This is a genomic window from Aquisphaera insulae (assembly GCF_011064615.1).
Classification (GTDB): Bacteria; Planctomycetota; Planctomycetia; order Isosphaerales; family Isosphaeraceae; genus Aquisphaera; species Aquisphaera insulae.
This window is the reverse complement of the sequence record NZ_JAALJH010000021.1, coordinates 20,770-34,531: the sequence shown is the minus strand read 5'-3', so window position 1 is coordinate 34,531 and position 13,762 is coordinate 20,770. Positions and strand designations below refer to the sequence as shown.

9 protein-coding genes are annotated in these 13,762 nt (G+C 67.3%); 6 read left to right on the top strand and 3 right to left on the bottom strand.

Features of this window, described 5'->3' with window-relative positions; all coding sequences use genetic code 11:
* The first annotated feature begins 128 nt into the window (after positions 1-128).
* Complete coding sequence (locus tag G6O54_RS13820) at positions 129-1,112, top strand: ROK family protein (RefSeq protein ID WP_165226229.1); 984 nt, start codon at positions 129-131, stop codon at positions 1,110-1,112.
* A gap of 57 nt (positions 1,113-1,169) precedes the next feature.
* Here G6O54_RS13820 and G6O54_RS13815 read toward each other — a convergent pair whose 3' ends face one another.
* Positions 1,170-2,399, bottom strand: a complete 1,230-nt coding sequence (locus tag G6O54_RS13815) for a glycosyltransferase family protein (protein ID WP_165226228.1) — start codon at positions 2,397-2,399, stop codon at positions 1,170-1,172.
* Between the two features lie 145 nt (positions 2,400-2,544).
* Here G6O54_RS13815 and G6O54_RS13810 point away from each other — a divergent pair, with 145 nt between their 5' ends.
* The 5 genes from G6O54_RS13810 (at position 2,545) to G6O54_RS13790 (ending at position 9,940) form a co-directional block, all read left to right on the top strand.
* Entirely contained in the window at positions 2,545-3,207 is a 663-nt protein-coding gene (locus G6O54_RS13810; RefSeq protein ID WP_165226227.1) for an MBL fold metallo-hydrolase, read from the top strand.
* Positions 3,208-3,290: 83 nt separating this feature from the next.
* Positions 3,291-3,701, top strand: coding sequence for a BlaI/MecI/CopY family transcriptional regulator (locus G6O54_RS13805; protein WP_165226226.1), 411 nt, complete (start codon positions 3,291-3,293; stop codon positions 3,699-3,701).
* Entirely contained in the window at positions 3,698-7,690 is a 3,993-nt protein-coding gene (locus G6O54_RS13800) for a carboxypeptidase regulatory-like domain-containing protein (RefSeq protein WP_165226225.1), read from the top strand. The genes G6O54_RS13805 and G6O54_RS13800 overlap by 4 nt, the downstream gene beginning before the upstream one ends.
* Positions 7,691-7,744: 54 nt before the next feature.
* Positions 7,745-8,776, top strand: a complete 1,032-nt coding sequence (locus tag G6O54_RS13795) for a DUF1559 family PulG-like putative transporter (RefSeq protein ID WP_256368982.1) — start codon at positions 7,745-7,747, stop codon at positions 8,774-8,776.
* 57 nt (positions 8,777-8,833) lie between these two features.
* Positions 8,834-9,940, top strand: a complete 1,107-nt coding sequence (locus G6O54_RS13790) for a hypothetical protein (protein WP_165226223.1) — start codon at positions 8,834-8,836, stop codon at positions 9,938-9,940.
* A gap of 45 nt (positions 9,941-9,985) precedes the next feature.
* Here G6O54_RS13790 and G6O54_RS13785 read toward each other — a convergent pair whose 3' ends face one another.
* Together G6O54_RS13785 and G6O54_RS13780 are read right to left on the bottom strand one after the other, a co-directional pair.
* Positions 9,986-12,355 (bottom strand): hypothetical protein, encoded by a 2,370-nt coding sequence (locus G6O54_RS13785; RefSeq protein ID WP_165226222.1) that lies wholly within the window; start codon positions 12,353-12,355, stop codon positions 9,986-9,988.
* Positions 12,356-12,409: 54 nt separating this feature from the next.
* Positions 12,410-13,603 carry a hypothetical protein gene (locus G6O54_RS13780; RefSeq protein ID WP_165226221.1) on the bottom strand — a complete coding sequence of 398 codons (1,194 nt, stop codon included), beginning with the start codon at positions 13,601-13,603 and terminating at the stop codon, positions 12,410-12,412.
* Between the last annotated feature and the right edge of the window lie 159 nt (positions 13,604-13,762).

Below are 13,762 nucleotides of genomic sequence, written 5' to 3'. Positions count from 1 at the left end.
CGCGCTGCATTTCGTCGGTCCTCCATACCATGCCGAGGGGCGTGCGGTTAGACTCTTGGGCCAGCGAAGGGCCCATCGCCGGCCGGGTCGGTTGCCGCGGCGAGGGCACGCGACGGGAGGACGCCTTCATGGCAGGGCAGGGGAGCGGGGCGCCGGTCGTCGGCGTGGACCTGGGCGGGACCAAGATCCTGGCCGGGGTGGTCGGTCCCGACCACGTCATCCTGGGACGCGGCAAGCGGAACACGCCGGCGAAGGAAGGCGGGCCGGCCATCCTCCAGGTGATGAAGGAGTGCGTCGAGGAGGCCCTCGCGACGTCGGGGGTCTCCCGGGCGGAGATCGCCGCGGGGGGGATCGGCTCGCCGGGGCCGCTCGACGTGCAGACGGGGGTGATCCTCTTCAGCGCCAACCTGAACGTGAAGAATTACCCCATCGGACCCGAGCTCTCCGCCTATCTCGACAGGCCCGTCCTGGTGCAGAACGACGTGCGGGTCGGCGGCTACGCCGAGTTCCGCCTCGGGGCGGCCCGCGAATACCGGAACATGATCGCGGCCTTCGTGGGGACCGGCATCGGCGGCTGCGTGGTCATGGATGGCCAGATCGTCACCGGCTCGACATCCAACGCCGGCGAGGTCGGCCACATGATCGTGAAGGCGGGTGGCCCTCGGTGCGGCTGTGGCTCGAAGGGCTGCATGGAGGCGCTGGCCAGCAAGACCGCGATGCAGCGGCGGATCTCCAAGGCCATTCGCAAGGGGACCCCAACGGTCCTGAGGGACAAGATCGCACGCAAGGGACGGCTCAAGAGTGGCGACCTGGCGGAGGCCGTGGCCGCCGGCGATGCCGTGGCCGTCAAGGCGGTCCAGAGGGCCGCACACTACCTGGGCCTGGGCCTGGGGGGGCTCGTGAACGTCCTCGGGCCGGAGATCGTCGTCATCGGCGGCGGCGTCGTGAACGCGATGGGCAACTCCTGGGTCGACCTGGTCCGCAACGTGGCGAGGGCCCAGATCATCACGGACCCGGGCGGAACGATCAAGATCGAGAAGGCCGCCCTCGGCGATGACGCCGGCATCCTGGGCGCCGCCCTCCTGGCTCGCGAGCACCTCCTCAATAAGTAGGGCGTCCGCGAACGCGGTCGACCACGACCTACGAGGTCGGCCCAGGAATCCGCGGCCTTATTCCAGGAAGCGATTGCGGTGAAGGTCCCCGTGCCGATTGAACTCGCGCGTGTGGTTCCGCGACGCCTCGACGAGCGACGAGACGATCGGATGGACGAGCAGCGCCGCGGCGATGATCCAGACGCCGCGGCGTCCGAAGCGGCGTCCGATCGCGCCGACACCCTCTGCCAGCAGGAGGTAGAACCCCGGGACCAGGGCCAGGATGAGCCGGCCGTGGAAGGGATAGGACCGAAGCCCGGCCGCGAGGAACGCCAGCGCCACCGGCAGCGAGACCAGGGCGAATGCGCCGGGCTCGCGCCGGGCGAGTGACAGGGTCCCGATCGCCAGGAGGCCGAGCGGAAAGACGACGAAGGTCGCGGGCAGGGCCGGCGGGACAAGGTCGAGCGGGTTGACCAGGACCTCCAGCAGTAGCCCGACCAGCCGCTTGAAGTCGCCTGGGCTCGCGGGCAGGAGCGGCGGGAACGCGAAGTCCCAGAAGACGTACATGCCCGTGGTCGAACCGAGCATGACCTTCGCGTAGAGCCACGATCCGGCAACGCCGAGCCCCCAGGTGACGGCCACGGCCGCCAACCAGCGGACGGCCGTCCAGTCCCGCGCTCGGATCGAATCCAGGACCAGCACGGCCCCGCTCGATGCAACGACGAAGACCGAGGGAAACGAGAACCACGGGCTGGCCACGGCGACCAGCCCGAAGGCGAGGATCGCACGGCGATCGCCCGGGCGTAGCAGGCAATTCGACGCCGTGACCAGGATCGCCAGCGAAACCGTCACGTCCCCGGCGTACGGCTTCAGCTCGCTCGAGTAATAGACCATGTCCGCCGAGAAGGCGAAGAGGGCCATGGCCAGGATCGCGGCCGGTCCTGGCAGCCATTTCAGGGCCAGCGCCCGGAGCAGCGGGAGCGACACGAGCCCGCACGCGAGCGGGAGGATCCGGAGGACCAGGCGCCGACCGCCGAGGACGGCCGCGATCGCTCGCTCGACGATCATGAAGCCGACCGGGGCGAGCTGATCCGACTGGAGCTGCTCGGAGAAATCGAAAACCCCCTTGTCCACGATGTTGCCGCGGAGCGAGCCCTCGTCCATCCAGAGCGACCGGTCCTGGGCATAGAGCAGGACGCGGAGGACTGCCCCGACGATCGCGATCGTTTCCATCGGATGATCGAGGATTGGCCGGAAGAGGGGCTCGAGACGGACCTGGCGGGTCAGCACGCTACCGGATCGGCTCATCGACGCGGGCTCCGTGAGAGGGGCCGGCGCGGCCCGGACGGACGGACGACCATCGTCGAGTGGCGTCGCCGTGCCTGTCAACGGTAAGCTGCGACGAGTCGGCCGCCCCGCGACGCGGCCGCCTCCATCACCGAGGTCACGACTCATGCGCATCACCTGGTACGGCCACGCGGCCTTCCTCATCGAAACCGAGGGCCTGCGGATCATCCTGGACCCCTATCGTTCGCCCGACTCGGGCGGATATCTGCCGATCGACGAGCCGGCCGACTACGTGATCGTGAGCCACGAGAACGACCGATACCACAGCCACCTCGGCCAGATCACGCCTCCATTCCAGGTCATTCGCGCCCTGGAGCTTCCTCCCGAAGGAGCCGACATCGGCCCCATCCGCGTGCAGGCCGTCCACGTCTTCGAGAACGACCAGCGGCTTCCCGAGGACGAGGTGACGATCATTCACTTTCATGCGGAAGGGCTGCACGTCGCCTTCCTCGGCGACCTCGGCCACGCCCTGACCGAGGACGAGCTGGCACCGCTTCGTGGAGCGGAGGTCGTCCTGGCCGCCGCGGGGGGGCCGCCCACGATCGACTTCCCCGAGATCCCCCCGCTGCTCGACGCCATCGGGCCGAAGCTCGTCTTCCCGATGCACTACCTGACGCCCAAGATCAACCTCAGGATCCAGCCCGTCGAACGCTTCCTCGAGGCCCTGCCCGCCGATCCCGTGGTCCGCACCGGAACCGCGTCCTACGTGATCACTCCCGCTTCGCTCCCGGCCCGCCGGACGATCGTCGTCCTCGATCATTCTCGTTAAATCTTTAACGGATGGGCTTGCGTCGCACCGAAACGGCGGCTATCGTGGCCGATGTGTTAACGATTTAACGAAAGGCGGGAGCGATGGCGAGGAGTGCATCGGAGGGGCTGACGGAGCGTGAGGCGGAGGTGATGGACGCGCTCTGGCGGCTCGGGGAGGCGACCGCCGACCAGGTCCGCGAGGCGGTCCCCGGCGAGCCGCACGACTCGACGGTTCGGACGCTGCTCCGGATCCTCGAGGCCAAGGGTCATGTCACCCACGAGTCCCGCGGGAAGGTCTACGTCTATCGCGCGGCGGTCGAGCGGAGCAAGGCGCAGCGGCAGGCCCTCCAGGGACTCCTGAAGCGGTTCTTCGCCGGATCGGCCGAGGACCTGGTCCTGCGGCTGATCGAGGACGAGCGCATCACGCCGGAGCAGCTCGAGAAACTGAAGCAATCGGCAGGGGCGGAAGGGAAAGCGGCTCCGAAACGACGCAAGAAGGGGGGCAGGTCATGAACGAGATTCCGACGGGCGGGTGGCCGGCCTGGATCTCGAGCGTGGGCTTCGAGCTGGGCTGGAAGTCCTCGGCACTCCTGGCGGCGGTGGGCCTGGTCGTCCTCGCGACGCGGAGGCGGCCGACGATCGCCGCGGCGGTGGCGAACGCGGGGCTCGTGGCGCTCCTGGTCCTTCCGTTCACGGTCGTCTTGTTGCCGCCGCTGGCGGTCGCGTGCCTGCCGGCGGTCCACGAGTCGGCCTCTGCAAGCCAATCCGTGATCCCTCCTCCAGTCATCGCGGTTCCGCCGCCGCAGCAACTGCGATTTCTCGAGGGGATCGCGCCGCAAGACATCCGCATGGACATTCCGGCCGCGGCCCCGATCGCGACCAGCGATCGAGTGGGACCTGCTCCGGATCGGTCTCACGCGGTGGATCTCGCGATCGTGATGGCGTCGGCTTACTTGCTGGTCGTCGCGGCCTTCCTGACGCGTCTGGGCCTTGGCCTGACCGCCGTGCGTCGGCTTCGTCGCCAGGCCGTTGCCGCGGACGAGCCCAACTGGCTGCGGGCGCTCGAAGCCTGGCGGAGGCGGCTCGGAATTCGAACCCGCGTGGGGCTGTCCTGGTCGTCGGGCGTGAGCGTCCCCGTTGCCGTCGGCTGGCGGCGACCGATGGTGATCCTCCCCGCGACGGCGGCCGCGCTCGAGACTTCCGGTCACATCGACGCGATCCTGGTCCACGAGCTGGCCCACATTCGTCGCGGCGATTACGCGTGGAACCTGGTCCAGCGGCTGGCGGTCGCCTTCTACTGGGGGCATCCTCTCGCCTGGCTCGTGGCCAGGGCCTCGGCCGCGGCCCGCGAGCGGGCCTGCGATGACCTTTGCATCCACGAGATGGGCGGGCCGGCCGGTTACAGGGCGACCCTGCTGGCGGTGGCCGCCGGGCTGGTCCGCCACCCTGGCCCGGCGCTCGGGCTGGCGATGGCCCGATCGCCGCGGCTGGCGCGGCGACTGAGGGGAATCGACGGCAGCCGGGGCGCCTCTCGCTGCCTGCCGCGGGGCAGGGTTCGTCTGGTCATCGCCGCGACGGTCTTCCTGGCCGTCGGACTCGTGGGCGCCGCCCGGCTCACGCGAGCCCAGGCGCAGAAGGCCGCCGATCGGCCGAAGAAGGCCGCGACCGATCCCGCCGCCGGCAAGCTCTTCCATCTCCGGGTCGTGTCCGCGGCCACCGGTATGCCCGTGCCGAGGGCCAACGTCCGCGTCTGGATCTCCTTGCGCGACGACTGGCGCGTGACGGATGAGGAGGGCCGTCTCGACATCCGCTACGCGACCGGTCCCGCGGATCAGGACTTCGGCGTGGACGTCTGGGGCGACGGTTTCGCGATGCAGCGCCATGGCTGGGGCAGCAAGCCGCGGATTCCCGTGCCCGACGGGGACACCCTGAAGCTCATGCCCGGAGAGACGCTGAGCGGTCTTGTCCGCGACGAGCAAGGTCGGCCGATCGCCGGTGCGACGGTTTATCTCTGGAGCCACAACTACAAGAAGAAGGACCCGAAGGAGCTGCTCTACGATCTGCGGGCGGTCACCGGGGCGGACGGGCGCTGGAAGACGTCGGGGGCGCCGGAGACAACTGGCGAGTTGCTCGGGTTCCGCGTGGATCATCCGGATTTCCTCAGCGATCGCGACTACGTTTCCGACAGGGAGAAGCCGAAGGTCGCGGATCTTCGCGCCGGCAAGGCCGTCTCGGTGATGAAGAAGGGGATCCCCGTGGTAGGTCGGGTCGTCGACGCCGACGGCCATCCGGTCGCCGGGGCCCTGGTCCGTTCGGCGTCCCATGAGGGCGAGCTGGCAGAAGGGGATGGTCTCTTCGACGTGACGACCGACGCGAACGGCGCCTTCCGCACGGGGCAGCTCGGCTCGCGGACGTACTATTTTATCGCCAAGGCCCCGGGCCACGCCCCCGGCGAGGCCACGGTGCGAGTCCGTGCGGGGATGTCCGCGACCGAGATCCGCCTGGGGAGGCCTCGCACCCTTCAGGGGCGCGTCGTCAGCGGCGCCGGGAAGCCAGTGGAAGGGGCGTTTGTCTGCGTGGATACCTGGCGCAGGCTGAGGTTCCTCGGGGTCTTCCTCTACACCGACGAGGACGGCCGATTCCGGTGGGAAGACGCCCCGGAAGACGACTTGCACATCAACGTGAGCAAACAGGGATACCATCATATTTTCCAGCAGAAGACCGATCCCTCCGCGCCGGACCTCATCTTCACGCTCCAACCTTCGATCTCCATCAATGGTGTGGTACGCGACGCCGAGACGAACAAACGCATCGACAGGGCGAAGGTCGAATTCGCGGCCGTCAATCTCGGGCATGAGGAAGAGCCCGTCTGGGGGGCCTTGCCGCGGACGTCCGTTGGCGTCGTCGACGGAATGTTGAACGTCCATCTCCCGGCAACCGCCGTCGCGTACCGGCTTAGGATCCTCGCGGATGGCTTCGAGCCGTTCGTCTCTCGAGTCTTCCGCAGTGACGAGATCGAGGTCTCGGACTACGAGATCCTCCTCTCGCCCGCGAGGCCGGGTACGGCCCCAACGGCCCGCGCCATCCGTCCCGACGGTAAGCCGCTCGTCGGCGCGAGGGTGTATCGCGGGAGCCGTGACGAGAATCACCTGAGGGTCTCCGACGGACTCGTGGAGTCCGAACGTTCCAGCGGGCGCGAGGTCCGAACGGGCCCGGACGGTTCGTTCCCGATTCCCGCGGAACAAAAGTCCTGGGTGGTCCTGATCCTGGGAGACGATTGCTATGCTATCGCCGGGGGCCGGGCCGTCACGGCCAGCGGAATGATCCAGGCGAAGCCTTATGCCCGCATCGAGGGCCGTTACCTGGTCGGGACCAGGCCAGGGGCCAGGGCGGAACTCGGGCTCGATGGAAGCGTGCAGGACGACACGACGGATTACTGCGTTATCTTCCTCCACCAGAGTGGAACGACGGATGCGGATGGCCGGTTCCGCTTCGAAAAGGTCATCCCGGGGAACGGCCTTCGCCTGGGCCACAGGGCTCATCGGGTAGAAAAGAGTCGCGCCTGGTCCCTGGGGGCAGCGGTCCAGGTGCAACCCGGAACAACGGCCGTCGTTCAGTTAGGCGGCACGGGGATGCCGGTCGTTGGCCGGGTCGTCATGCCCGCGGCAGGGTCGTCCACAATTGACCTGCAGGACGGTTCGTATGCTTCGATCACCAGCAATTCTCCCTTCATCCCGTACCCGCTCAGCCTCTTCCGGGGCAAGACCTCGCTCGACAAGGAATGGTCGGAATGGATGCCGCACTGGAGCCTCACACCGGAGGCCTGGGACCACGAGGCCCGACGCTTGAGCAAGACCGTCGACCTGGCACCCGACGGTTCCTTTCGCATCGAGGATGTTCCGCCCGGCGACTATCGGCTGTCGATCCGCGTGGCCCAGCCAGAACGGCGGAACGAGGCCGGGCCATTCTCGCCGATCGTTCGCGAATTCAGCGTCCCCCGTCCCGCGGGCGGCCGCAGCGATCGGCCGCTGAATCTGGGCACGTTTATCCTCCAGCCGAACGTTGTACTCAAGCCGGGCGACCCTGCACCCGCCTTCGAGGTTACGACGGTCGACGGCAAGAAACTCTCCGTCCCCGCCGACTTCCGGGGGAAGGTCCTTCTGCTCGATTTTGGGGCGCCGTGGAACGATCAGTCGCTCTTCCAGATCACCCGGATGAACGACATCCAGGCGCGATTCGGGAAGAAACCCGAGTTCGCCCTCCTGAGCCTGATCCTCGCGCCCGATACGGAGGCGGCCCGCAAGTTCGCCGTGGAGAAGGGTCAGCCCTGGCCCCAGGCCATTATCGGTAGCCTTTCCAACCCGGTGTCGGACGCCTACGGCATCCACGACGAGAATGTCCCCGCCGCGATCCTGATCGGCCCGGACGGGAAGATCATCGCCCCGAACCTTCCGTACAACGAAATGGGTGCGGCCGTCGAGAAAGCGCTTCCACGTGATTGAACGTCATGGGCAGTCATCCGTCACCGAGGAAGTCACGAGGATCGTAGGTCGATCATGCTGTCATCGGAAAGTCGACGAGCAGCCCGGCGTTATGGACTCACACTCATCGAGTGTCTGGTGGTCGTCTCGATCATCGGGTTGCTCATCTCTCTGTTCCTGCCCGCCGTGCAGGCCGCTCGCGAGGCGGCCCGGCGGGCGCACTGCACGAGCAACCTGAGGCAGATCGGCCTGGCCTTGCACAATTACGAGACTCGCAACGGCTCGTTCCCGCTCAACTGGTCCGAGCCGCGAGTGGACCCGATCCGCGGCCATGCCTATGGGATCTACGATCGGCCCTTCTCCGCCTTCACGCGTCTCCTGGCGGACCTGGATCAATGGGCGCTATACGCCTCGATCAACTTCCAGGTGGAGACGTTCCCGGTCCTTCGGCCTGGAGCCTTCTCCTTCCCGCAGAACTCCTCGGCCTTCGTGACGACCCTCGCCGTTTTCCTGTGCCCTTCTGATGGGGCATCCGGCCCCACTCCCCACGGCTGCAATTATCGAGGGAACTACGGCGTGGGACCGTACGGCGCCACGAGTCGACAGACCTACGACAGCGGTACGGGGTTCTACACCTTCCCCGGGGTGCTGGGAGCCAGGTCATTCACCGACGGGTTGGCCCATACGGTCGCCTACAGCGAGCGACTCCGCGGCACGGGCGAGGGCGGCGGACTGGTCCCATCGCGAGACTTCGGCAACATCCTGGTCCAGAGCGACTGCACCGACCGCGACGCGGATTACGCCCTGAAGTGCTGCCAGTTGGCTTCGACGCGTGACTTCCCGGCCTTCCGCGATGGCGGTTTCACATGGTTCTACGGCGACTTCGAATGCGCGGCCTATAGCCATGCCCAGGGGCCGAACGGACGCATCCCCGACGCCCTCTCGAGCTTCGGCGGCTGGGTCGGCATCGCCACGGCCCGGAGCGTTCATCCGGGGGGCGTGAACAGCCTCATGGCGGATGGCTCGGTTCGGTTCGTCAAGGAATCGATCACGCGCCAGGTCTGGCGGGGACTTGGTACGCGAAACGGCGGCGAGCTCGTCGAGTGAATCGCAGGCCCTTGAGTCACGGACCCTACGGTCGTTCTCGGTCCCATGGAGCGCATCATGATCGAGGTCGTTCTCCCCATCTTGCTGGCGATCGTGGGCAACGGCGAGAACTCCGCCCCGGGCGACGTGCAGAAGCTCCTCGACACCATCGAGGCTCTGCAGGCGCCGATCCAGGATTTTCGCTGTGAATTCGAGGGTGAGATGCGTGCCCGGGGCAAGGTTGCCGAGGACATGAAGGTCGTCCGCGACGATGGGCTTTTCGAGTCCTTCAGCGGCGTCTTCATCCGGAAACGAGGCGGCGACATCCGCGTCGACAGTTACCACCTCCGAGTCTCCGATGATCTCGTGGAACACCGAGGAGTGGCTGTGCGGACAAGTCAGCATCAGTCCGAGGAATTCCACCGCTACGATGATGCGGCAATCGTGCCTAACTCGAACAGGGAACCGAAGGATGTCAGGGTCGACCTGACCGACGGCTACGGCTCCATCTTCCTGACGGACTCGCTCCGGAGGATGGCTGCGGATGGGACGTTCTTGTGCTCGGTCTCTCACGATCAAATTGATCAGGTCCCGCTCGAAGTGCTCGATGTTCGGCTCAGGGGAGTCCCCGACTCCCTCTTCTCGCGCTACTGGATCGACCTTCGCCGGAATGGTCATGTCGTGCGTGCCGAGAGCTACTCGCAAAATGCCGTGACCGGTCGAAGTGACATCAAGCTTGCGACCTTCCGGGTAGGTGATAGCCAGCTCTGGATGCCGGTCTCCGGAGAGTCACAGGGGTTCGCCGCCCTGGTCGACAGGAAGGTCGTTGTGACCAAGGAATGGACAACGCGCACTTCCGTCCGCGTGGTGGAGAGGACCATGGAGTTCAACAGGAGCGCTTCCCCCGAGGTGTTTCGAATCAAGGAGAAGCTCGGCAATCCGATCTCGGCCAATCTTCGCACGCTCGAGTCCCAGTACCGCCAGCAGCAAGCCAGGTGGAAGACGACCGCGGTCGCGAGGGAGAAAACGCTCGACGATCAACTTGACGAGAGCCAGGAGCAGAAATCGGGATCCGTTGACGCTTCAGCGCCCATGGCTCTCGCTTGGACATCGCTCCTGCCGTATGGCCTTGGCGCGGCGGTCGTAGCTTCCCTGATCGTTCTCTGGCGCCAGAGGCGGGGTTGAAAGGGGCCGGGACCAACGTCTGGCCATGGTGAGGGACGGCCTGCCTCACTCGGCCGCCCGATAGCTCCTCAACTCGCCCGGCTCGAGCGTGATCCGCAGCGTGCCGTCGTGAAGGTCGCGATGCTCAACCAGGTCGCGGACCTGGCCGCGAGCCGGCAAGGTCACGATCAGGTCCCTGGCCGGGTTCATCGCCGTGTTGACCACCAGGAAGTAGGTCCCGTGGCCGTTCGTCGGGATCTTGCGGACGACGATCGCGGGGTCCTTGCACGCGTCGGAGAGCACCGTTGAGGGGAGGGCCGGCACCGACAGGTATGCGGTGTTGAAGCGGCGGACATGGTCCGGGAACCCGGTCGAGAAGCTCGACGCCGAGAGGTAGCCCAGGTAGGTCGGGTCGGCCGCGGCGACGGCGCGGGCTTCGAGGAGTCGGACGAACGGACCGGCGCGATCGACGTCCACCGAGGCATAACCGGCCTGTCCGTCGAAGGGGAGATTCGATGGCCCCTTCGCCCGGTCGTGGTCGTCCTCGTTGAGCGTGTAGTGGCGGATCGCCGTCAGGCCGGCCTTCGTGCGATAAGAATCCAGCAGCTCCGGATTGGCGACCGTGAACAGCCGGCCGATCGGGAACGTGAGCATCGCGCGGGTGCTGTCGGAGTAGTGCAGGGGATCGGCCCCAGGGGCGGAGTGGTACGGCTCGTAACGGTCCGGGGGGGCGCCGATCTTCTCGCGGAATTCCAGGCTATAGGCGTAGGTCTTCTCGGCGACGACCTTCTCGAAGCTCGTCGGGGCGAGGGCCCAGCGGAACCATCCCGAATCCGGCTGGGTGCGGACGAAGGCGTCCCACCAGGGGACATCGTCGGTCGTCACCTGCACCGGGTGGCCGTTCGCCCCCGAGCCGGGATCGCGGAGCATCGGGATCTGCTCGCTGATCCAGGGGGTGAACCAGACCCGGACCGAGGGATCCCCGAGCCCCTCCGCCAGGTGGTCGCCGATCGCCTCCAGGAACCGCCGGCGCTCGCCGAGCCACCAGTCGATGTAGCGGTCGTAGAGCTTGTGATCGGATTCATAGGAGGATATCAACGCCTGGCGCGAGGCGGTCGCGGCGAGCTCATCCCCGGGATGGGCGGCGCGGAACCGGGCGACGGCGGCCTCGGCGAAGCTGATGGGCAGGTGATTGTCGCGGACGCGGAACCAGGCGCCGGCGAACTTCGCCCGGCCCTTGTGCGCGAGGATCGTCGCGTCGATGACGCGGAACACGTCCTTCAGGGTCGCCGGATCGGTGAGGTCGGCGTTGTGGTCCTCGGTCCACCAGGTCTGGGAGTACCGCGTGTTGGGGAGATTCTGGTAGAGCTTCTCCGCCTTCCGCTGCCAGCCGAGGCTCGGCGGGGTCGCCTCCTTGCGGCCGATCGCGCCCTTGTACTCGTAGTAGGGGAGCAGATCGAGGCCCTCCGCCCCGATCCGGCTGACGGCGCGGTCCCAGAGGTCGGTCATAGGGGGCTGGGCCTCGTTGATCCAGTCCGGGTCGCCGGCCTTCCACCCCTGGTTGTGACCGAACTCGAGGAGGTCCTTCGTGAACGTGTTCATCGCCAGGATGCGCGACATTCGGGCCTTGTAGAGGAGCCAGTTGAGCGGGTCGGCCACGCCCCGGTCCGTCTCCTCGCGCGCCGAGATCGCCTCGTCGGCCATCTCCTCGCGGAAGAAGATCCTCCGCTTCGGCAGGCCGTCGGGAAGAGGCTCGACCTCGGCGTAGAGCGCCTTCACGTCGGGGATCGCCCGCAAGCGAATCTTGCCGATCGCCGCGCCGTGCGACGGCGGATCATTGAGCCGCTTCGTCTGGAAGACGACGACGTGGAAGCCGTCCGCCGGGGTGAACGGCCGGCCGCCTGGTTTGGAATCGCGCTGGGCGTACAGGCCCTGGAACCGGTCGTGGAGGAAGAAGATCGTCCGGTAGGTCTGCCACTTGCTGGACTGGGGATACTTCAGCGATTCGGCCGACGGCGGGACGTACTGCTGGCGGGCATCGCCGATCGCGGCCCCGGTCGCGAAGCCGCGGACGAGGTCCGCGCCGCGGTTGGCGATGAAGATCGAGCGCGGCAGGTCATCTGGATATTCGACCTCGAGAACATAGGCCGCTCCCGCCTTCAGGCCCTTCCCCTTGCCGATCACCCAGGCCATGGTCTTGGGACCATCGCCGGCCTCGAGGGCCCGGGCTCGTCGTCCCAGGATGTTCGAGACTCGACTCGCGGCCTCGGGGAACTGATGGACGGGTGCCGCCGTGGCCGTGTCGATCTCGTCGATCACGGGCAGGGCGTCGAGCCGGGCGTCGAGGCCGGCCGCGGGCTGGGCCGGTGACGCCTGCGTCAGGCAGGTCAGGGCGGCGATGGTGACGATCCCGAGAGCCCTTGGATTCAGTCGCATGATGTCCTCATTCGCTTTGATCCCGTGATGCCTCACGTGTGGGCGCCTGATCCCTCACCATCCGAGCCTGCGTGCGGCCGCCAGGGGGTTGGTCGCGTTCGCCACGTAGCTGTCGAGCTGGCGATAGCCGACGTTGATGCACTCGCATATCCCGCCCGACCGGAAATCGGCGAGGAGTTCCTCGAACATCGACCGGGCCTTCGGCGGGTCGACCGACGCGATGGCCTCGATCATCCAGCCGGATGCGGTCGCCCAGTAGGCTCCGTTCTGGTAGCGCTCGGGCTCCACGGGGGCGAGCAGCCGTTGCCAGTGCTCCCCCCTGGGGAGATGCCTCACCTGTCCTCGCCAGACGAAGCGCCCCTGGTTGTTCGCGAGGTAGTGGAGGACTCGTCCCCGTCGGTCAGCCAGCGGGATCCCGATGTGGATCGCGAACGCATTCCCCCAGATGTCAACCTGTCGGCAATCGCGGGTTGCCGCGAGGAAGGCCCCTTCGTGGTCATCCCAGAGGACGTGGAGGTGCTCCTCGATGGCCCGGCAGGCTCGCCGGTAGGCCTCGGCCCTGTCGGCGCGGCCGGCGTGCTGATGCCTCGTCGCCAGTCTCCGTGAGGCCGTCCAGTCCAGCAGCGACTCCATGAAGAGCTCGCCGGTCTTGCCTACCGTGTCGGTGAACCCATAGGGCGAATGAGGTCGAGCGGGGTCGTTGTACACCAGGCCGCCGGGGTTCCGGGGAACCCAGGCCATCGCCCGGTCGAGCTGAGGGGACCATTCGTCGAAGAGAGACCTTGCGGCCGACTCCGGCAGGCGTCTCAGGTGTTCGTCGACGGCGATGACGAGGAACGCGGGATTGTCCAGGTTGGCGAGGCCGACGGGATGGTCCGGCGCTCCGGCCGCGTAGACGGCAACTCCGTCCGGCTGGACGCGGTCGGGCACGGTGCCGTCGTCGCGCTGGGCTCGGATCAGGTAGCGAAGGCACGCCTCCACGTCGCGGGCCGGGATGAGGTCGCCGGCGTTTTCGACCATGTAGGCGAAATCCCGCGTCCAGAGGGCCCGATAGTGCGCCTTGCCGTCGGGCGTGTAGAGCGTCGTGCCGTCCCCGGCCGTGATCCGGCATCCTTCGAGCAGCCTCCTCGTCGCGTCCTCGAGGTATCTCACGCCGCTGGGGCCGGCGGGGTCTGCCGACCGGCAATCCATCGGCGCGGACAGAAGGACTCCGAGGGCGGCAAGAAGCCTGCTGCGTCTTCCGATCATGGGAAACCTCCGGGCTTCGCGGCGCGAGAGTCCTCGCAGACGAGCCGTGTCGCTGGCGAGAATACCACGCGTGGCGAGGCTCTGCCACGATCCGGGGCGGGGCGCCCGGTCTCCGATCGATATTCGGAGTGGGGCGGGCTGGCAAGGCGGCGCGACTTG